Source organism: Bradyrhizobium brasilense, from assembly GCF_029714345.1.
GTDB lineage: Bacteria > Pseudomonadota > Alphaproteobacteria > Rhizobiales > Xanthobacteraceae > Bradyrhizobium > Bradyrhizobium australafricanum.
In genome coordinates this window covers 2,295,743-2,313,932 of sequence record NZ_CP121669.1, presented here as the reverse complement: position 1 = coordinate 2,313,932, position 18,190 = coordinate 2,295,743, and the positions used below count along the sequence as shown (strand labels likewise).

Annotated in this window: 15 protein-coding genes; 3 read left to right on the top strand and 12 right to left on the bottom strand. The window is 65.9% G+C overall.

Annotated features, from left to right (window positions below; all coding sequences use genetic code 11):
• Positions 1-118: 118 nt before the first annotated feature.
• The 6 genes from QA635_RS10655 to QA635_RS10630 form a co-directional block, all read right to left on the bottom strand.
• Entirely contained in the window at positions 119-1,762 is a 1,644-nt protein-coding gene (locus QA635_RS10655; protein ID WP_283068786.1) for a GMC family oxidoreductase, read from the bottom strand.
• Positions 1,763-1,790: 28 nt separating this feature from the next.
• Positions 1,791-2,384, bottom strand: a complete 594-nt coding sequence (locus QA635_RS10650) for a GNAT family N-acetyltransferase (RefSeq protein ID WP_253625584.1) — start codon at positions 2,382-2,384, stop codon at positions 1,791-1,793.
• 124 nt (positions 2,385-2,508) lie between these two features.
• Entirely contained in the window at positions 2,509-3,435 is a 927-nt protein-coding gene (locus tag QA635_RS10645) for an SMP-30/gluconolactonase/LRE family protein (RefSeq protein ID WP_283068783.1), read from the bottom strand.
• A 446-nt stretch (positions 3,436-3,881) separates the two neighbouring features.
• Positions 3,882-4,769, bottom strand: coding sequence for a 4-(cytidine 5'-diphospho)-2-C-methyl-D-erythritol kinase (locus QA635_RS10640; protein ID WP_283068780.1), 888 nt, complete (start codon positions 4,767-4,769; stop codon positions 3,882-3,884).
• Between the two features lie 321 nt (positions 4,770-5,090).
• Positions 5,091-6,875, bottom strand: coding sequence for a tetratricopeptide repeat protein (locus tag QA635_RS10635; RefSeq protein ID WP_225160009.1), 1,785 nt, complete (start codon positions 6,873-6,875; stop codon positions 5,091-5,093).
• A 434-nt stretch (positions 6,876-7,309) separates the two neighbouring features.
• A complete protein-coding gene (locus QA635_RS10630; RefSeq protein ID WP_283068778.1) occupies positions 7,310-8,968 on the bottom strand; it encodes an electron transfer flavoprotein-ubiquinone oxidoreductase in 1,659 nt (552 codons plus the stop codon).
• Positions 8,969-9,151: 183 nt separating this feature from the next.
• On the opposite strand from QA635_RS10630, the gene QA635_RS10625 reads away from it, so the two are divergent.
• Complete coding sequence (locus QA635_RS10625; RefSeq protein ID WP_425249144.1) at positions 9,152-9,976, top strand: uracil-DNA glycosylase; 825 nt, start codon at positions 9,152-9,154, stop codon at positions 9,974-9,976.
• Positions 9,977-10,117: 141 nt separating this feature from the next.
• Here QA635_RS10625 and QA635_RS10620 read toward each other — a convergent pair whose 3' ends face one another.
• The 4 genes from QA635_RS10620 to QA635_RS10605 all read right to left on the bottom strand — a co-directional run bounded on the left by QA635_RS10620 (position 10,118) and on the right by QA635_RS10605 (position 14,555).
• A complete protein-coding gene (locus QA635_RS10620; protein ID WP_283068777.1) occupies positions 10,118-11,626 on the bottom strand; it encodes a glycosyltransferase family 39 protein in 1,509 nt (502 codons plus the stop codon).
• A 322-nt stretch (positions 11,627-11,948) separates the two neighbouring features.
• Positions 11,949-12,725 carry a ribonuclease HII gene (locus QA635_RS10615; protein WP_225647766.1) on the bottom strand — a complete coding sequence of 259 codons (777 nt, stop codon included), beginning with the start codon at positions 12,723-12,725 and terminating at the stop codon, positions 11,949-11,951.
• A 94-nt stretch (positions 12,726-12,819) separates the two neighbouring features.
• Positions 12,820-13,266: a VOC family protein gene (locus QA635_RS10610; protein ID WP_018273372.1), complete on the bottom strand. Its 447-nt coding sequence runs from the start codon at positions 13,264-13,266 to the stop codon at positions 12,820-12,822.
• A gap of 122 nt (positions 13,267-13,388) precedes the next feature.
• The gene (locus tag QA635_RS10605; protein ID WP_283068775.1) at positions 13,389-14,555 is read right to left on the bottom strand and encodes a PA0069 family radical SAM protein; all 1,167 of its coding nucleotides are present in this window, start codon (positions 14,553-14,555) and stop codon (positions 13,389-13,391) included.
• 164 nt (positions 14,556-14,719) lie between these two features.
• Between QA635_RS10605 and QA635_RS10600 the strand changes: the two genes are divergently transcribed.
• Positions 14,720-15,289, top strand: a complete 570-nt coding sequence (locus tag QA635_RS10600; RefSeq protein WP_092087357.1) for a glycosyltransferase — start codon at positions 14,720-14,722, stop codon at positions 15,287-15,289.
• Positions 15,290-15,334: 45 nt separating this feature from the next.
• Positions 15,335-16,276 carry a bifunctional helix-turn-helix transcriptional regulator/GNAT family N-acetyltransferase gene (locus tag QA635_RS10595; protein ID WP_283068774.1) on the top strand — a complete coding sequence of 314 codons (942 nt, stop codon included), beginning with the start codon at positions 15,335-15,337 and terminating at the stop codon, positions 16,274-16,276.
• A 197-nt stretch (positions 16,277-16,473) separates the two neighbouring features.
• Here QA635_RS10595 and moaB read toward each other — a convergent pair whose 3' ends face one another.
• Positions 16,474-17,037, bottom strand: a complete 564-nt coding sequence (gene moaB / locus QA635_RS10590; protein ID WP_225647769.1) for a molybdenum cofactor biosynthesis protein B — start codon at positions 17,035-17,037, stop codon at positions 16,474-16,476.
• 185 nt (positions 17,038-17,222) lie between these two features.
• Positions 17,223-18,161 carry a KPN_02809 family neutral zinc metallopeptidase gene (ypfJ, locus tag QA635_RS10585; protein ID WP_028334795.1) on the bottom strand — a complete coding sequence of 313 codons (939 nt, stop codon included), beginning with the start codon at positions 18,159-18,161 and terminating at the stop codon, positions 17,223-17,225.
• Positions 18,162-18,190 lie beyond the last annotated feature (29 nt).

Sequence of the window (18,190 nt, the reverse complement as noted above, 5' to 3'; positions counted from 1 at the left end):
CGGCCCCAGTCGGGCCGTCGTGCTTCGAGACGGCCGCTTCGCGGCCTCCTCAGCATGACGGTGTTAGACACAGCGCGCTGATCAAGAAGCAACATCCATCGCGCTCGCCTCTATTCCCTCACGCATACTCCGGCAGCTTCGCAGCCGCCTCGGGCGCCTTGCCGCGGATCATGTCGGAGGCCTTGTCGGCGATCATCAGGGTCGAGGCGTTGAGATTGGCCGAGATCATCCGCGGCATGATCGAGGCGTCGATCACGCGCAGGCCCTCCATGCCATGGACCCGAAGCTGGTCGTCGACCACCGCCCACGGCGCGTCCGCCGGTCCCATCCGGCAGGTGCAGCCGGGATGGAAGGTGGTGGTGCCGCGCTCGGTCGCGGCCGCGAGCAGCTCGTCGTCGCTCGTGACCTTCGGGCCCGGAAAGTCCTCGTAGGCGTAATACGGACCGAGCGGCTCGGAGGCGAGCAGCCGGCGCGCCAGCTTCATGCCGGCGACGACGACGCGGCGGTCGATCTCCTCGGCAAGGTAGTTGGTCTGGATGATCGGCGGCGCGAACGGATCGGCGGAGCGGATCCGGACATAGCCGCGGCTCTCCGGCCGCTGCTGCCATGACGCCACCGTCATGCCGGGCTCGTCCTCGAGCTGGCCCTGCACGCCTTCCTTGTAGCTCGCCGGCGTGAAGGTGAGCTGCAGATCGGAGCTCTCGGTGGTCTCGCCGGAATGCCAGAAGCAGTAGACCATGGTCGGCGACAGCGACAGCAGGCCGCGCCGCGTCGTCGCCCATTTGATCGCCTCGCCCCACAGGCTGAAGCCGCGGCGAAGCTCGTTGATGGTCCTGATGTTCTTGACCCGCGCCACCGAGCGCGGCGCGTAATGATCCTGCAAACCTTCGCCGACACCCGGCAGCGCGTGGCGCACCTCGATGCCGTGCGCCTGCAACAGCTCGGGCGCGCCGACGCCGGAGAGCTGCAACAGCTGCGGCGAGTTGTAGGCGCCGCCGGAGAGGATGACCTCCTTGGTAGCGCGGATATCCAGGGGATCGCCGTGCTTGCCGCCGCGGTTGTAGCGCACGCCGACCGCGCGCTTGCCCTCGAAGATGATGCCGGTGACATGCGCATGCGTGCGCACATCGACATTGGGCCGCCGCCGCGCCGGATGCAGGAACGCGGTCGCGGCGCTGACCCGGCGGCCGTTTAGGATGGTGCGCTGGCAGTACGACACGCCTTCCTGTAACTGGCCGTTGTAATCAGGATTGCGCGGAATGCCGAGGCTGACCGCGCCTGCCATGAAGGCCTCGCAGAGTGGATCCTGCCAGTCCATGGTGGTGACGGTGAGGTTGCCGTCGCGGCCGCGATAGGTGTCGTCGCCCTCGCCGATCCTTCTCTCCATGCGCCGGAAATAGGGCAGCACGTCGGGATAGCCCCAGCCGCGATTGCCGAGCTGCGCCCAGGTGTCGAAGTCCTGGCGCTGGCCGCGGTTGTAGATGTGGCCATTGATCGAGGACGAGCCGCCGAGCGTCTTGCCGCGCGGCGCATAGATGCTGCGCCCGCCGGTGTAGGGACCCACCTCCTGCTGATAGGCCCAGTTCACGCTCTTCATATGGAAGGTCTTGATGAAGCCGGCCGGCAGATGGATGTAGGGATGCCAGTCGCTCGGCCCCGCCTCGAGCACGCACACCTTGGTGCCTGCGTCTTCACTCAAGCGGTTGGTCAGCACGCTCCCGGCGGAGCCTGCGCCGATGATCACATAATCGAACGTTTCCATCGTCTCGTTTCTGGCGCCGACTATCGTGTCAGCGCGGCTTTTCGTTGAGTTGATAGGTCAGATGCGCCTTCACCGTCGGCCATTCGCTGGCGATGATGCTGTAAACCACGGTGTCGCGCAACGTGCCGTTGGGCGCGATCTGATGGCTGCGCAGAATGCCGTCCTGCTTCGCACCCAGACGCTCGATGCCACGCCGGCTCTGGTGATTGAAGAAATGCGTGCGGAACTCGACCGCGATGCAATCAAGCTTCTCGAAGGCATGGGTCAGCAGTAGCAGTTTGCACTGCGTATTGACCGCGCTGCGCTGCACACGCTTGGCGTACCAGGTCGAGCCGATCTCGACGCGACGGTTCGACGTGTCGACGTTCATGTAGGTCGTCATGCCGGAAATCTTGCCGTCGGCGTCGAACACCGTGAACGGCAGCATCGATCCGGCCTTTTGCAGGCCGAGCCGGCGGTCGATCTCCTTGGCCATGTTCTCCGGCTGCGGGATCGCGGTGTACCAGAGCTTTGACAACTCGCCGTCCTTCACCGCCTCGACCAGCCCGTCGCGATGATCGTGGGACAACGGCTCCAGCCGCGCATGCGCGCCGCGAAGGGTGACCGGTTCAAGCCAGGGCATTCGAGATCTCTCCATCTTTGTCATTCCGGGGCGATGCGCAGCATCGAACCCGGAATCTCGAGATTCCGGGTCTGGCGCTTCGCACCATCCCGGAATGACGATTGCGCTTCGCGAACCGCAATCGTCATCTATTCAGAAAGTTCAGCGGCAATCCCGACCGCGGCCAGTCCATCGCGATCAGCTCGCCCTTGCCCGACAGTGTGATGTAAGCGGTCTTCAGCTCGGGGCCGCCGAAGGCGATGTTGGTGGTGACGCGGTCGCCGGTCGGCACCTGCTCGACCACGGTGCCGTCGGGCGCGATCACCGAGATGCAGCCCGACACCAGCGTCGCGACGCAGACATTGCCCGATGCCTCGACCGCGAGCGAGTCGAACATCTGGTAGCCGCCGAGGCCGGCGATCGGCTTGCCGCGCTCGCCGCGATAGATCACATCGCGCGGCTTGACGGTGCCGGGCTCTGAAACTTCATACGCCCACAGCCGCGCGGTCGGCGTCTCCGCGATGTAGACGGTCTTCTCGTCCGGCGACAGGCCGATGCCGTTGGCTGGCAGGATGCCGTGCACGGCCTCGACGATCTCGTTCATGCCGGGCTTCAGATAATAGAACGCGCCGACATCCATGTCGCGGGCGCGGCGCTTGCCGAGGTCGGAGAACCACAGGCCACCCTGCCTGTCGAACACCAGGTCATTCGGCCCGCGCAGCGCGTGCTCGCCGCATTTAGTCACCACGGTCTCGACCTTGCCGGATTGCAGATCGACGCGCTGGATCGAGCCGCCGAGATAATCCTCGGGCTGCGGCCCCGGCATGATCATGTTGCGGGTCGGAATCCAGGAGAAGCCGCCATTGTTGCAGATGTACATCTTGCCGTCGGGACCGAGCGCCGCGCCGTTCGGGCCGCCCGGCACCTTGGCGACGATCTCCTTGCGCCCGTCGGGATAGACCCGCGTCAGCCGCTGGCCGCGGATTTCGACCAGCACGACCGAACCGTCGGGCATGACGACGGGACCTTCGGGAAACTCCAGATCGGTGGCGAGAACTCGGATATTGGCCATGGCATCCTCCCGGCTCTTTGGCTGCAGGCGGATTCCGAACGGCCCCGCACGCGCAACGTTGTTGTTTCATCCTGTTATGGCAAACGGGATTTGGCTTGCCAAGCAATGGCCCCGCAAGGCTGCCCGGCGTTGGGGCGGGATGGGCGCGCCGCAAATGCCCCTGTCGTCCCTGCCTAGTGCGCAATTGCGCACTAGGCAGGGACGACACCGAGTAGGTGGCACGGTCAGTGATTCAAACTTCCGCCTTCTCGCGACACTGTCCGAGCTTCGCGCTTCGGATAAAGCGAAATATTTTCGCGCGCGAGGATTGACAGGTTTTGCTGAGTTGCCCGTCGGGTTGTTTTGTCGCACCCCTCTCCGTCGTCATTCCCCAGTGCGCAATTGCGCGCCTGAGGGCGCGCCTCCTGGCGCGAGCCTCGGAATCACGGAGAGAGAATGGGCGCGCGCTAGCTCAGCGTGCCCGCATGCACCCACCAGCCGGGGTGATCGGCGCGGAGTTGTTCGCCGGCCGCCTCGGCGTCGGCGTCGGTTCCGAACACGGCAAAGCAGGTCGCGCCCGAGCCCGACATGCGCACCAGACGAACGTCCCTGGTCTCGAGCAGGGCGGACAGCACGTCACTGATGACAGGCTCGATGCGCGCCGCGGGGGCTTCGAGATCGTTGGTGCCGCGCGCCAGCGCCGCGATCCAATCGTCGATCGCGCGGCCGGCTTCCGGCCATGACGGCGCCTGCATCACGACGTCGGTGGCGCCGATCAGGAGCTCGCCGTTGCGCAGACCGAGCGCATTGAAGACGTCCCTGGTCGCAACCGGCACGCGCGGATTGACCAGCACGCACGGCATTTTCGGCAGGTCGAGCGGCAGCAGGCCTTCGCCGACGCCGGTCATGTCGCAGGCCCGCGAGGCGACGCACACCGGCACGTCGGCGCCGGTCTGCAGCGCGACCTCCATGATCCGGCTATCGTCGAGCGAGAGCTCATTGAGCCGCGCCAACAGCCGCAGCGCCGCCGCGGCGTCCGCCGAGCCGCCGCCGATGCCGGCCGCAACCGGCAGCACCTTCTCCAGCGTGAAGTGACCGACCTCGAGGTCCGCGACGCGCTCGCCGAGCAGCCGCGCGGCCTTCAGCACCAGATTGTCAGAGGTGTCGCCGCAGGCATCGGCCAGCGGCCCCGCCATCGAAAGCGACAGCCCCGGTCCCGGCTCGAGCGTGAGGCGATCGGCGCAATCGGCAAACGCGACGACGCTCTCCAAGTCGTGAAACCCGTCGACGCGCCGCCCGACAACCTTCAGCGTCAGGTTGACCTTGGCACGCCCTTCTTCAATCAGCGCCGGCACGGCGATAAACCCCTAAAAAACAAACATCGTGATGCGATTAGCGTAAATCGCCGTACGATCCTATCCCTTTGTTGGGATGGAAATTCCGCCATGACTCGTCATGCCCGGGCATAGCCGTCTGAAGGACGGCGTCGCTTCCGCTCGCCTATGCCCCGGGCATCTATCAACCAAGAACGAATTTCTCGAAGGGATGGATGGCCGGGTCAAGCCCGGCCATGACGGGCAAACGTCAATGCCCGGGACATCTTGCGCGAAGACGCGCTTCGCGCTTTTGCCCGGGCATCACGGTATTTTATGAAGATGCAGCGCGACGACCGCCGCTCAGCCGCCCTTGCCGTCGTCGTCCTTCTTCTTCTCGGCGGCGGCGGCGTTGGAGGTGTCATCCGGCAGCCCGTTGTCGATCTTGGCCTGGATCTTCGGCAGCTCTTCCGGCTCGGGCTTGAGGTCGCGGGCATGCGCCCACTGGAACTTGGCTTCCAGGGTGCGGCCGACGCGCCAGTAAGCGTCGCCGAGATGGTCGTTGATGGTCGGATCTTCCGGCTTCAGATCGATCGCGCGCTCGAGGTTCTTGACCGCCTCCTCGTAATTGCCGATCCGGTAATAGGCCCAGCCGAGCGAGTCCACGATGTAGCCGTCGTCAGGGCGCTGATCGACGGCACGCTTGATCATCTTCATGCCTTCGTCGAGGTTGATGCCCTGGTCGATCCAGGAATAACCGAGATAGTTCAGCACATGCGGCTGCTCGGGCTGCAGCTCGAGCGCCTTGCGCATGTCGGCCTCGGCCTTGTTCCACTGCTTGGAGCGCTCCTCGCAGATGCCGCGATAGTAATAGGTGACCCAGGCGTTCTTGTCGCCGCCGGCCGGCAGTGCGTCGATCGCCTGCGAATAGGTGGTGGCGCAGTCGGCGAACTTCTTGCGGCCGCGCTCGATATTGCCGAGCGCCAGGATCGCCTCGATGTCCTTCGGCTGATCCGATGTGACTTCCTTGAGGATCTTGATCGCCTCGTCGCTGCGGTCGGCGGCGTCGAGATTGGTCGCGAGCTGGATCTGCGCGTTGCGCTTCAGCGGCGAGGACGCCGGCATCCGCTCATAGACCTTGATCGCCATCTGCGGCTTCTTCACCGATTCATAGAGATCGGCGAGCGACAGCAGCGCCAGCGGATGGTTGGGCTGCAGATAGAGCGCGAGCTGCAGATAGACCAGCGCGAGGTCCTCGCCGCCGCGGCGGGTCAGCGTCGCGCCGATGCCGTACAGCGCCTCGGCCGCGCCGGCCTGCGGTGACTCGACCAGCGGCGGCAGCTTCTTGCCGGCCTTGGTCTCCTTGATGCCTTCCAGCACCAGCGGGTGACGCGGCAGCTTCTTGTCGAAGGCCTCGTACATCGCGGTCGCGGCGGCCGCGTCCTTGTTGCGCGAGGTCCAGCGCGCATATTCGTCGACCGTGCGCAGCATCGAATCGTCGAGCTTGTAGACGCGCTCGAAGCGGGCGCCGGCATCCTTCTCCTTGCCGGACAGCTCGTAGATCATGCCGGCATGGAGGTCCTTGAAGATCGGGTACCACTCGGGGCCGGTCAGCTTGTCGATCGAGGCGACCGCGGCCTTGCTGTCGCCGGCGCCATAGGCGGCCCAGGCCGACAGCAGCGTCGCGACGAGATCGGTGATCGGGCCGCGCACCGACTGGTTGATGTTGGACTGCGCGGCGGCATATTTCTTCAGCTTGAGATCGCGCACGCCGACGACCAGGCGCGCGACGCGGTTGGCCTTGTCCTGGGTCAGGATGCGGTCGGCAAGCTTGACCGCCTCCTCGATGTCGCCGTCGGCGAGCGAGGAGATGAAGGCGCGGTCGAGCAGCTCCGAATTCTTCGGGTCGGTGCGCAGCGCCGAGCGGTAGAACGTCGCGGCCGAGGTCGCATCGCGCTCGACGCTGGCGTGGCGGGCGGCGAGATAGCTGCCGGCGGTGGTCAGCGACTTCAGGTCGTTCTTGGACGGGAACTGCGCGGTATTGTCGGTCGGATGGTCCGGCGTTTGCGCTGCAAGCTGCGCAGGCACGGCAAGAGCCGCGGCAGCGAGAACGGCAATCGTCAGGCGGTGGAATCGGGTGGACAGCATCACGGTCGCCTTGCTCCAGGGATTTACGCCAAGATGGATTTTATGGCCAAGATCTTGCGATCAGTCTCAAAATGCGAACCCAAGCGGCGGCATCACGGCGGGGGACAATGCCGCTTTTGGCGCTTATCCGCAAGGATCGCCCAAAGGCAACCCATGACGAATCAATTGGCAGATTAGGCCTTTAGGCCCGCCGATCCAGCCAGCCTCCGCAAGACGCTTCCACTATGGCGGTATCGTGACCGGGCCAGGCATATTCGAGCGCGGACGCAAAAAGGCGCGAGATAAGGGTGCCACGGCACCCTTTTCCGCGTCTTCCGTTGTAACCTGAAGTGCAATCCGGCCGCTCCACGCGCGGAGAGGCAAAGCGGAGGTTGCGGCAACTCGCGCGGCCGCCTCACGCAAATGTGGTCGGCCGCCTCGAGCTCACCCTGGCCTCACATTGCCTCGTAGTTCGGACCGCCGCCGCCTTCCGGCGGAACCCAGGTGATGTTGCCGTTGGGGTCCTTCACGTCGCAGGTTTTGCAATGGACGCAGTTCTGGGCGTTGATCTGGAAGCGCGGACCCGTCGATTCCTCGACCCATTCATAAACGCCGGCCGGGCAATAGCGGTTGGAAGGACCGGCGAACACGTCGTGTTCCGAGGTCTTCTGCAGATTGAGGTCGGCAACCTTGAGATGGACCGGCTGGTCCTCCTCATGGTTGGTGTTGGACAGGAACACCGACGACAGCTTGTCGAACGAGATCTTGCCGTCCGGCTTCGGATAGGCGATCGGCTGGTGCTGCTTGGACGGATCGAGCGTCTTGCGGTCCGGCTTGGCGTGCGACTGGGTGCCGAACAGCGAGAAGCCGAGCGTGTTGCACCACATGTCGAAGCCGGAGAGCGCCATTCCGAGCAAATTGCCGAACTTCGACAGCAGCGGCTTGGCATTGCGGACCTTGAACAGGTCCTTGCCGATCGCCGACGAGCGCCAGGCGTTCTCGTACTCGACGAGCTCGTCATTGGCGCGGCCGGCGCCGAGCGCGGCCGCGACATGCTCGGCGGCGAGCATGCCGGAGCCCATCGCATTGTGGACGCCCTTGATGCGCGGCACGTTGACGAAGCCCGCCGCGCAGCCGATCAGCGCGCCGCCGGGGAACGAGAGCCGCGGCACCGACTGATAGCCGCCCTCGGTGATGGCGCGCGCGCCATAGGCGAGCCGCTTGCCGCCCTCGAACAGCTCGCGGACATCGGGATGGGTCTTGAAGCGCTGGAATTCGTCGAACGGCGACAGATAGGGGTCGTTGTAGTTCAGATGCACCACGAAGCCGACCGCGACGCGGTTGTCGTCGTAGTGATAGAGGAACGAGCCGCCGCCGGTCTTGTCGTTCAGCGGCCAGCCAAGCGTGTGCTGCACCCGACCCTTCTTGTGCTTCGCCGGGTCGATCTGCCAGACCTCCTTGAGGCCGATGCCGAACTTCGGCGGCTCGGAGTTGGCATCGAGATTGAACTTCGCGATCAGCTGCTTGGACAGCGAGCCGCGTGCGCCTTCGGCGAACAGCGTGTACTTGCCGAGCAGCTCCATGCCCCGGGTGTAGGAATCCTTGTGGCTGCCGTCCCTGGCGATGCCCATGTCGCCGGTGGCGATGCCGCGCACCGCGCCCTTGTCGTCATAAAGCACTTCGGCCGCGGCAAAGCCCGGATAGATCTCGACGCCGAGCGCTTCCGCCTTCGGTGCCAGCCAGCGGCAGACATTGCCGAGCGAGCCGATGTAGTTGTGATGATTGTGCATCAACGGCGGCATGATGAAGTTCGGGATGCGGAACCAGCCCTGCGACGTCGTCCAGTAGAAGCGGTCGTCCTTGACCTGCGTCTTCAGAGGACAGTCGGCATCCTCGCGCCAGTCGGGCACGAGCTTGTCGAGCCCGGCCGGATCGATCACCGCACCCGAGAGGATGTGCGCGCCGACCTCGGAGCCCTTCTCCACCACGACGATCGAGAGCTCCGGATTGAGCTGCTTCAGCCGGATCGCTGCCGACAGGCCCGACGGGCCGGCGCCGACGATGACGACGTCGAATTCCATAGACTCGCGCGGAGGAAGGTCTTCAGCACTCATGATCTTTGATCTCAGCCCATTGAGAACGCTTCTAAGCTTTTCACGGGTCGTTGTTTCCGATTTTTGGCGGAAGGACAACCATGGAATTGCGCTTCCATGGGTTTGCACGGCCCGGATACCGCAGAGAATAATCTTTCCGAAAACCGCCCTCCACTTTTCTGGTCGATGCTCTAGATTGCGCCCATGATGGCCCTGCCGCCCGAGCCTACCCCTACACTGCAGCAATTGCTGGCCTTTTACCTCGAGGCCGGGGTCGATTGCGCGCTCGGCGATGCGCCGATCAACCGGCTCGAGGAGCCGGAGCCAGTTCCCGCCCCTGCCGCACCGCGTCCATCAGTTGCGCCCAATCCGCTGCGTCCGCCGCCGATGCCGTCAGTTCCGCGCAGCGAAATCACCGTGGCGCCGGATGCCGCGATCGCTTCCGCGCGCGAGGCTGCGCGGACCGCGCCGACGCTTGAAGCCCTGCGCATGCTGATGGAGAATTTCGACGGCTGCGCGCTGAAGCACACCGCGAACAGGCTGGTGTTCGCCGACGGCAATCCGCAGGCGCGCGTGATGTTCGTCGGCGAGGCACCGGGCCGCGACGAGGACATCGAGGGCCTGCCGTTCGTCGGCCGCTCCGGCAAGCTGCTCGACCGCATGATCGCCGCGATCGGGCTCGACCGCAGCAAAGCCTATATCGCCAACGTGATCCCGTGGCGGCCGCCCGGCAACCGTACGCCGACGCCGCAGGAGACGCAGGTGTGCCTGCCCTTCATCCAGCGCCATATCGAACTCGTGAATCCCGACGTGCTGGTGACGCTCGGCAATCCCTCGACGCAGGCGCTGCTCGGAACGCGCGAGGGCATCATGCGCACGCGCGGCAAATGGATCGACTACGACACCGGCACCCGCACAATCCGCGCCGTCGCCACCTTCCATCCGGCCTATCTGCTGCGCTCGCCGTCGTACAAGCGGCTGTCGTGGCAGGATCTGCGCGCAATCGCGAAGGTGCTGCAGGTGGCGTAGCTTCGTAGCCCGGATGGAGCCAACGGGTCGCGCGGACGCGCGCCCGATGACAGGCTCCGCGCAATCCGGGTGGATCAGGTCGAGTGAAAGAGCGGCCCCGGATTTCGCTCCGCTTCATCCGGGCTACGGCTCCACGTCAAATCACGTCCCCTTCGGCCGCACGATCGCCCAGCCGATCCGCAGCACCGGCTGCCGTCCGTTGACCAGCCGGTCGAACGAACGCGGCACTTCCGGCACAAGGCCGGGGAAGCGCTGCGCGATGTCGGGCGGCGGCGTGCCGGCGGTGTCCTGTGCGCGCCACACCACGACGCCGCCGGTCTCGTTGAATTTTGCGACCGACAGCCACGGCGTCCGCTGCGGCGTGGCGTCGAGCAAAAGATGCGGGCGGCGGCGGTTCATTGCAATCAGGCTGGCAAGTTCGGGATCGCCGGCCACCGCGCGCAGGCGCTGGTTGGTGCGGCGCTCATAGCTGTCATCGAAGAAGCGGCCCATCGCGGCTGCCGGCAGCGAGGTGGACGCCTCCGTGGTGCTGGTCCAGGGCAGGAACAGAGCCGCCGCCAGCGCGAGCGCCGCAGGCGCCGCGACCGCCAGGGCCCAGACCGAACGCAGCAACCGCTGCCGCCTGAGCGGGATCAAGTCGCCGGTCGCGACCACGACGGCAAGCCCGGACATCAACAGCGCCACGCCGGCGCCGCCGAAGGCGCGATCGAGATTGAACAGCCCGGAGACGAAGCTGCTGGCGATCGCCGGCGCGAACGCGAAGAAATACACGAATTGCCGCGCCAGCTGACTGACGGGCGGACGATAGATAATCGGAGCATCCTCCGTATCGCGGGCGAACCAGCGCGAATTGAGGATCGCCAGCAGCGCGATCGCGGCGGTCGCCACGATCAGCCCGCCGAGCACCACGCCCCAGCGCAGCGCGTGCGCCCTGAGATCGGCGAATGCCGGCAAGGCCGGCAGCGCCAGCACGTCGGCGCGGAGCAGCCAGATCAGGTAGGGCAGCGCCAGCACGATGATGACGAGCAGCGCGTAGATCGGATCGACCGATTTGAGCATGCGCCGCCCGCGCTCGGTTGCGAGCGCAAAGCCGGTCACGAGCAGGATCATGCCAATCGCTGCCGGCGTCGTCAGCAGCAGGAGGCCGCAATCGATCGACCAGGCGAACCAGGCGCTGCGCCGGTTCTGCCCGATCAGTTGCCAGGAATGCAGCAGCAGCAGCGCCCAGAGCGGGCGCGCCAGGATCAGCGGGCCGAACTCGACGCTCGGCGAGGAGAACACCACGACCGTCATCGACAGCAGCACCGCCAGCACGCCCTGCGGGCCGCCGACGATGGCGCGCGCCAGGCCGTAGAAGGCGATGAAGGTGACGATCTCGCAGACCTGCGCCAGGAGATAGACGCCGAACACGTGATTGCCGACGGCGCGGAAGGCGATGTCGGCGAGCCAGAACGCGAGCGGCGGCCCCATGTCGGTGCCGACCTGATATTCGCGGCCGAAGGCGAGGATGGTGGCGAGGTTGCCGGGCGGACTGCCGTAGAAGATGGCCGGCAGGAACAGCCAGATCGCGGCCTGCGCCAGCACCACGATCCAGACCACGAGGCGCGGCCGGGCGCGGATCAGTTCGACAACCAGGGAGGTAAACCGCATGAAACGCCTGAAATGCCCCAGCCACCCGTATCAAGCGGCGCCATCTGATCCCGAGGTTTTTTGATAAACGGCGGCGGCGATGGAGGCAACCGGGCTAGATGTGTCCACGGTGCAAAGTCAAACATCGCTGTCATGCCCCGCGAAGGCGGGGATCCAGTACGCCGCGGCGGCCAGGCTTGAGCACAACGGTCTCTGGAATACTGGATCGCCCGGTCCCGTCTTCGCCAAGGCTTCGACGAGGCCACGGCCCCCTGGCGCGCCGAAGCTTTAGCGGAGGCGGCGAGCCGGGCGATGACAGCCGAGAGTGCGCCGCCGCCGCGCTTTACGCCGCTTCGGATGCCGCGGCTTCGCTTTCGGCGTCCAACGTGAACAGGTCCGGCTCCGCCGGGACCGGGAAATGCTTCAACCGCGCCGCGACGACGGGGGCGAAGAAGCTGCGGTGATGGCTGCTGGGGCCGAGCCGGTCGAGCGCCTCGAGGTGCTCGGGGACGGCATAGCCCTTGTGCTGCTCGAAGCCGTAGCCGGGACAATCCAGCGCCAGCGCGCACATCAGGCGGTCGCGCGTCACCTTGGCGATGATCGAGGCCGCCGCGATCGAGGCCACGATGCCGTCGCCGCCGATCACGGCATCGCAGTCGCAGGACGTGGCGAGCTTGTCGCGGCCGTCGACGAAGACGTGCTTCGGCATTTCCGGCAGCGCATGCACCGCGCGCGCCAGCGCCCACAGCGAGGCCCGCAGGATGTTGTCGCGGTCGATCCGCGCCCGTGACGCCACCGCGACCGAGAACGCTGCTGTCGCGCAGATTTCCTCGAACAGTTCCTCGCGGCGCTCGACGGTCAGCCGCTTCGAATCATCGAGGCCCTTGGGTATCCGATTTGGGTCCAGCACCACGGCGGCGGCGACCACCGGACCCGCCAGCGGCCCGCGCCCGGCCTCGTCGCAGCCGGCAACCGGCCAGACACCGCGCTTGATCAGCGCGCGCTCGCGCCGAAAGCTCGGCCGCGTCACCACGATGACGCGCTTGTCCGGCTTGGCCGGCTCGGCCGGTTTCTTCTTCGACGCGGTCTTTGACGTGCTATTGGACTTGTCCCGAATCATGCCGGGATCGTGATCAAGCCCGGCCCGCGGCGCAACCGGGAACCTGGCGCCCTTCCCCGTTATTCAATCCGCCGCTCTAATCGGGGTCGGCGCTCTAATCGGGAATTGACACCCGGCGGTCGTCGCGAACCTCAAAGCCCGGCGCGCGCACCACTTCCCAGGCGTGGCCGTCGGGATCGCCGAAATAACCGCAATAGCCGCCATAGCTGGTCGGCTGCGCGGGTTTCAGCAGCCTGGCGCCTTTCGACAGCGCGAACGCCATCACACGATCGACCTCGGCGTCGTCGTTGCAGTTCCAGGCGATCGCGACGCCGCGGAACGCTGACGGCCGTGGCTGATCCGGCAGCCCGGCATCGGCGGCGAGCAGATGCCACGGGAACAGGCCGAGCACGGTGCCGCCGGTCTCGAAGAAGGCGACCTCCTCGCCGGTCGCGCGCATCTTCCTGGTGAAGCCAAGCGATTCATAAAAGCCGATGCTGGCGCGCATGTCGCTGACGCCGAGCGTGAGGACGGTGAAGCGTGCGGTCGGGGTGTTACTCATGTTTGCACTCACTGTTTGACGTCTTCGTAGCTCGGATGGAGCGAAGCGCAATCCGGGAAATCTTCGGCCACGGGTCGAACAGACCCGGATTTCGCTGCGCTCCATCCGGGCTACGGGTCCGCCTAGAATAGACTGAGTTGCTGCCCGTTACGCTTCGGCTTGGCGAAGTGATCGGTGGTCAGCTTGGTCCGCCTCTTGTTGAGGCCGAGCTTTTCGCAGGCGATCTCGAAGCGGCGACCGATCATCCAGGCCATCGGGCCGGTGCCCTTCATCCTGGTGCCCCATTGCGAGTCGTAGTCGCGGCCGCCACGCATGTCGCGGATCAGCGTGAAGACGTGACGGTACCGGTCGGGATAGTTCGCCATCAGCCATTCGCGGAACAGATCGCGCACCTCGAGCGGCAGGCGCAGCAGCACGTAGCTCGCCTCCCTGGCGCCGGCATGTGCGGCGGCAGGGAGGATGCGCTCGATCTCGGAGTCGTTCAGCGCCGGGATCACAGGTGCGACCATCACCGTGGTCGGGATGCCGGCATCGGCGAGCCGCTTGATCGCCTCGAGCCGCTTCGGCGGGGTCGAGGCGCGCGGCTCCATGGTGCGGGCGAGTTTCGGGTCGAGCGTCGTCACCGAGAGCGCGACCTTGGCGAGATTGCGCTTGGCCATACGTGCCAGGATGTCGATGTCGCGGGTGACCAGCGCTGACTTGGTGACGATGCCGACCGGATGGCCGGCGCGCTCCAGCACCTCGAGGATGCCGCGCATGATCTTCCGGTCGCGCTCGATCGGTTGATAGGGATCGGTGTTGGTGCCGATCGCGATCATCCGCGCCTCGTAGTCCGGAGCCGCCAGCTCCTTCTCGAGCAGCGCGGGTGCGTCCGGCTTGGCGAACAGCTTCGATTCGAAGTCCAGCCCCGGCGACAGGCCGAGATAGGCGTGGGTCGGCCGCGCGAAGCAATAGACGCAGCCATGCTCACAGCCACGATAGGGATTGATCGAACGGTCGAAGCCGATGTCGGGCGAGTCGTTGCGGGTGATCACCTTGCGCGAGGTGTCGAGCGCCACGCTGGTCGCAAATGGCGGCAGGTCCTCGAGGCTCTGCCAGCCGTCGTCGAAGGCAACGCGCGCCTCGGCCTCGTAGCGGCCGCTGGCGTTGGACTGCGCGCCGCGGCCGCGCCGCCGCTCGCGCTCGATCGCGACCGCAAGCTCGGGAAAAGGGGAAGGTGCACCCGCCGGGTTATCGGAGGGCGCCGTTACCGGCGGGTGCTTGAGGGCATGAGAGGATGCTCGGCTCATGCTTTGAAGCTAACACAGCACGAGAACAAATCAAGAACATGAACGGAGAAATTCCACAAAACCTTGCTACAAAATTCTGCAGGCGAACAGGCTGCTTTGAATATGACAAGGTGATAACACGGCCGGAGTTTCTCCACCGTTTGAGCCATCGAAGCCTCAAAATCATGCTGAGCGTGATCATTCCAACCGACGGCGTCGAGCGCACCGCGGTCGCAACATTGGCGGCGCTGGTGCCGGGCGCGGCCGCGGGCGTCATCCGCGAAGTGCTGCTGGTCGACCGCGGCAACAGCGATGTGATGGAGCGCGTCGCCGACGTCGCCGGCTGCCGCTTCCTGCGCTTCGAGGGCACGCGCGCCGCCGCGCTTGCGGCAGGCGCGCGGCAGGCGCGGTCGCCCTGGCTGATGTTCCTGCATCCGGGCGCGGTGCTCGATGCCGGCTGGATCGAGGAAACCACCCAGTTCATCCAGATGGTGGCGGCGAGCGGCAAGGACCGCGCCGGCATCTTCCGCTACGCCCGCGCACCCTACACCGATCCGGGCCTGCGCGACGGCCTCAAATTCGTTGCCCGGATGATCACCGGGCCCTCGGCCGAACAGGGCCTTTTGATCGCGCGCGAGCATTACGAGCGGATCGGCGGCTACCGGCCCGACGCCCGCCGCTCCGAGGCGCGCCTGCTGCGCCGGCTCGGCCGTTCCTCCCGCACCATGCTGCGCAGCCGGATCATGGTGGCCTGATTAAAGCGCTTGCGGATTATTTGATTCCGTCAAATAATATATTTGATGAAATCAAATTCCTATGACACCACGCTCGAGAGCCAGGTCGCCGCGATCCGCGGCTTCAGCCGGTTCTATACCCGCAAGCTCGGCATCATCGAGCCGAAGCTGCTGCACTCGACATTCACGCTGCAGGAAGCGCGGATCATCTACGAGCTCGCGCACCGCGAAAATTGCACCGCAACCGACCTGGTGCGCGATCTCGACCTCGATGCCGGCTTCGTCAGCCGCACGCTGGCGGCGCTGCAAAGGCGCCAGATCGTGACGCGCAAGCCGTCGAAGGCCGACAAACGCGTCAACGAGGTGGCCCTCACCGCCAAGGGCCGCACCGCAGCCGCCGACCTCGACCGCCGCTCGCGCAGCGAGGTCGAGGCGCTATTGAAGCAGATAGACGGCGACCGTCGCGCCGCGGTGGTGCGCGCCATGGGCACGATCGAGCAATCGCTGGAGCCACCGGCCGAGAAGCCGGTCGGCTTCCTGCTGCGCAGCCATCGCGTCGGCGACATGGGCTGGGTCGTCTCGCGGCAGGGACAAGCCTACGCGGAGGAATATGGCTGGGACATCAGCTACGAGGCGTTGGTGGCCGAGATCTGCGCGCAGTTTCTGCGATCGTTCGATCCGGCCCGGGAGCATTGCTGGATCGCTGAGGTCGACGGCGAGCCGGTCGGCTCGGTCTTCCTGGTCGACGGCGGCGACGGGGTCGCCAAGCTGCGGCTGCTGCTGGTGGAAGAAAAGGCGCGCGGGCTCGGCGTCGGCCGCGCCCTGGTGGAGCAATGCATCCGCGCCGCGCGCGAGAAGGGCTACACGAAGATGACGCTGTGGACCCAGAGCATCCTGGTCGCCGCGCGCGGCATCTACGCCCGCGCCGGCTTCCAGCGGGTCAAGGAAGAGAAGCATCACAGTTTTGGCGTCGACCTGGTCGGCGAGACCTGGGAGCTGGAGTTGTGAAGCCGCAGCCCGAGACGTCTGGACTGCGTAGCCGATGGAGCGAAGCGCAATTTGGGAACGGTGCCGCCGGGGAAGAGACTGCCCCGGATTTCGCTTCGCTCCATCCGGGCTACGGAAGCTCACCCTCAAGATTCGGGTTCGTGGTTCACACGCCCTCAGATGCGCAATTGCGCGTCGGGATGACAAAAAAGCAGCGGCTAAGCGCTCGCGCCTTTCGCCTTTGGGCGGCGCAGATGTTCATCCAGCCGCGGCATGATCTCGACGAAATTGCAGGGGCGCGTGCGGTAGTCGAGCTGCGCGGCCAAAATGCCGTCCCAGCCATCGCGGCAGGCGCCGGGCGAGCCCGGCAGGCAGAAGATGAAGGTCGCGCCCGCAACGCCGGCGGTGGCGCGGCTTTGGATCGTCGACGCCCCGATCTTGGCGTGGCTCAGCATGTGGAAGGCGATCGAAAAGCCGTCCATCCGCTTCTCGAACAGCGGCTCGACCGCCTCCGGCGTCACGTCGCGACCGGTAAAGCCGGTGCCGCCGGTTGTGATGACGGCATCGACGGCAGGATCGGCGATCCAGCGCCGGATCACGCCTCTGATCGCCTCGACATCGTCGGTGACGATCTCGCGCGCCGCGAGCTTGTGGCCGGCCGCGGTGAGACGATCGGCGAGCGTGGTGCCCGACTTGTCATCCGCCAGCGAGCGGGTGTCGGAAATCGTCAGCACCGCGATGTTGAGTGGGATGAATGATTTGGATTCGTCGAGTGAGGACATTTACACCTCTTTCCCATCCCGCTGACGTCATCCTGAGGTGCTCGCCTTGCGGTGCACTTGCACCGCTGGGCGAGCCTCGAAGGATGGGCCACAGGCGCTTCATCCTTCGAGGCTCGCCGAAGAGGCGAGCACCTCCCGAGTGAGCGCTAATGCGCTCATCCGGGGATGACGCTACCGGCACACGGCTACAAGCTACCGCCGAACGTGTTGCAGGCTTGCACGGTGCCCTGTTGGTAGCCCCTCATGAACCACTCCTTACGCTGCGCGGCGGAGCCGTGGGTGAAGGAATCGGGCACCACCCTGCCCGTAGCCTGCCGCTGCAGCGTGTCGTCGCCGATCGCGTTCGCTGTGGTCAGCGCGGCGTCGATGTCGCCAGCCTCGAGGAAGCCCGGCCGCTTCTTCTCCTCGCGATTGACCCAGACGCCGGAAAGGCAATCGGCCTGCAGCTCGACCTTGACCTGCAGCGCGTTGGCCTCGGCCTTGCTGCCGGCCTGCTGCTGCAGTCGGTTCACGCGCGGAATGATGCCGAGCAGGTTCTGGATGTGATGGCCGGCCTCATGCGCGATGATATAGGCCGCGGTGAACTTGCAGGCGTTACCCGAGCAGCCGCGGAAGCGCGTCTCGACCTCGCGGAAGAAGCCGGTGTCGAGGAAGATGGTCTTGTCCGGCGGGCAGTAGAACGGTCCCATCGCCGACTGCGCCATGCCGCAGCGGCCGCCATTGGTGGCATTGCGGAACAGCACGATCTTCGGACCGGTGTAGGTCTGGCCGCTGGCCTTGAAGATCTCGCTCCAGCGATCGTCGATCTCGCCCAGGATGCCGGCGATCATGCTGCCCATCTCGTCGGTCGGCGCGCCGCGCTTGGCCTGCCCGCCCGACGACTGCCGGTCGGTCTGGTAGGTCGGCGCCTGGCCGCCGCCGGTGAGAATCTCGGCGCCGCCGATCAGGATGCGCGGGTCGATGCCGAAGGCATAGCCGAGCAGGCCGAGCACGATGATGGTGCCGATGCCGAGCCCGCCACCGCCCATCGGAATGCCGAAGCCGCCACCGCCCCCTCCGCCCATCCCGCCTTCATCGCGACGGTCTTCGATGTCGTCGCTGCGGCGGAAATCATCATAGCGCATGGTGGTTTCCCTTCATTCCAGTCGGCGAC

Coding starts and splice junctions, on each gene's coding strand:
- QA635_RS10655 (WP_283068786.1), bottom strand. CDS start 1,762: ATGGAAACGTTCGATTATGTGATCATCGGCGCAGGCTCCGCCGGGAGC.
- QA635_RS10650 (WP_253625584.1), bottom strand. CDS start 2,384: ATGCCCTGGCTTGAACCGGTCACCCTTCGCGGCGCGCATGCGCGGCTG.
- QA635_RS10645 (WP_283068783.1), bottom strand. CDS start 3,435: ATGGCCAATATCCGAGTTCTCGCCACCGATCTGGAGTTTCCCGAAGGT.
- QA635_RS10635 (WP_225160009.1), bottom strand. CDS start 6,875: ATGCTGTCCACCCGATTCCACCGCCTGACGATTGCCGTTCTCGCTGCC.
- QA635_RS10630 (WP_283068778.1), bottom strand. CDS start 8,968: ATGAGTGCTGAAGACCTTCCTCCGCGCGAGTCTATGGAATTCGACGTC.
- QA635_RS10625 (WP_425249144.1), top strand. CDS start 9,152: ATGATGGCCCTGCCGCCCGAGCCTACCCCTACACTGCAGCAATTGCTG.
- QA635_RS10620 (WP_283068777.1), bottom strand. CDS start 11,626: ATGCGGTTTACCTCCCTGGTTGTCGAACTGATCCGCGCCCGGCCGCGC.
- QA635_RS10615 (WP_225647766.1), bottom strand. CDS start 12,725: ATGATTCGGGACAAGTCCAATAGCACGTCAAAGACCGCGTCGAAGAAG.
- QA635_RS10610 (WP_018273372.1), bottom strand. CDS start 13,266: ATGAGTAACACCCCGACCGCACGCTTCACCGTCCTCACGCTCGGCGTC.
- QA635_RS10605 (WP_283068775.1), bottom strand. CDS start 14,555: ATGAGCCGAGCATCCTCTCATGCCCTCAAGCACCCGCCGGTAACGGCG.
- QA635_RS10600 (WP_092087357.1), top strand. CDS start 14,720: ATGCTGAGCGTGATCATTCCAACCGACGGCGTCGAGCGCACCGCGGTC.
- QA635_RS10595 (WP_283068774.1), top strand. CDS start 15,335: ATGAAATCAAATTCCTATGACACCACGCTCGAGAGCCAGGTCGCCGCG.
- moaB (WP_225647769.1), bottom strand. CDS start 17,037: ATGTCCTCACTCGACGAATCCAAATCATTCATCCCACTCAACATCGCG.
- ypfJ (WP_028334795.1), bottom strand. CDS start 18,161: ATGCGCTATGATGATTTCCGCCGCAGCGACGACATCGAAGACCGTCGC.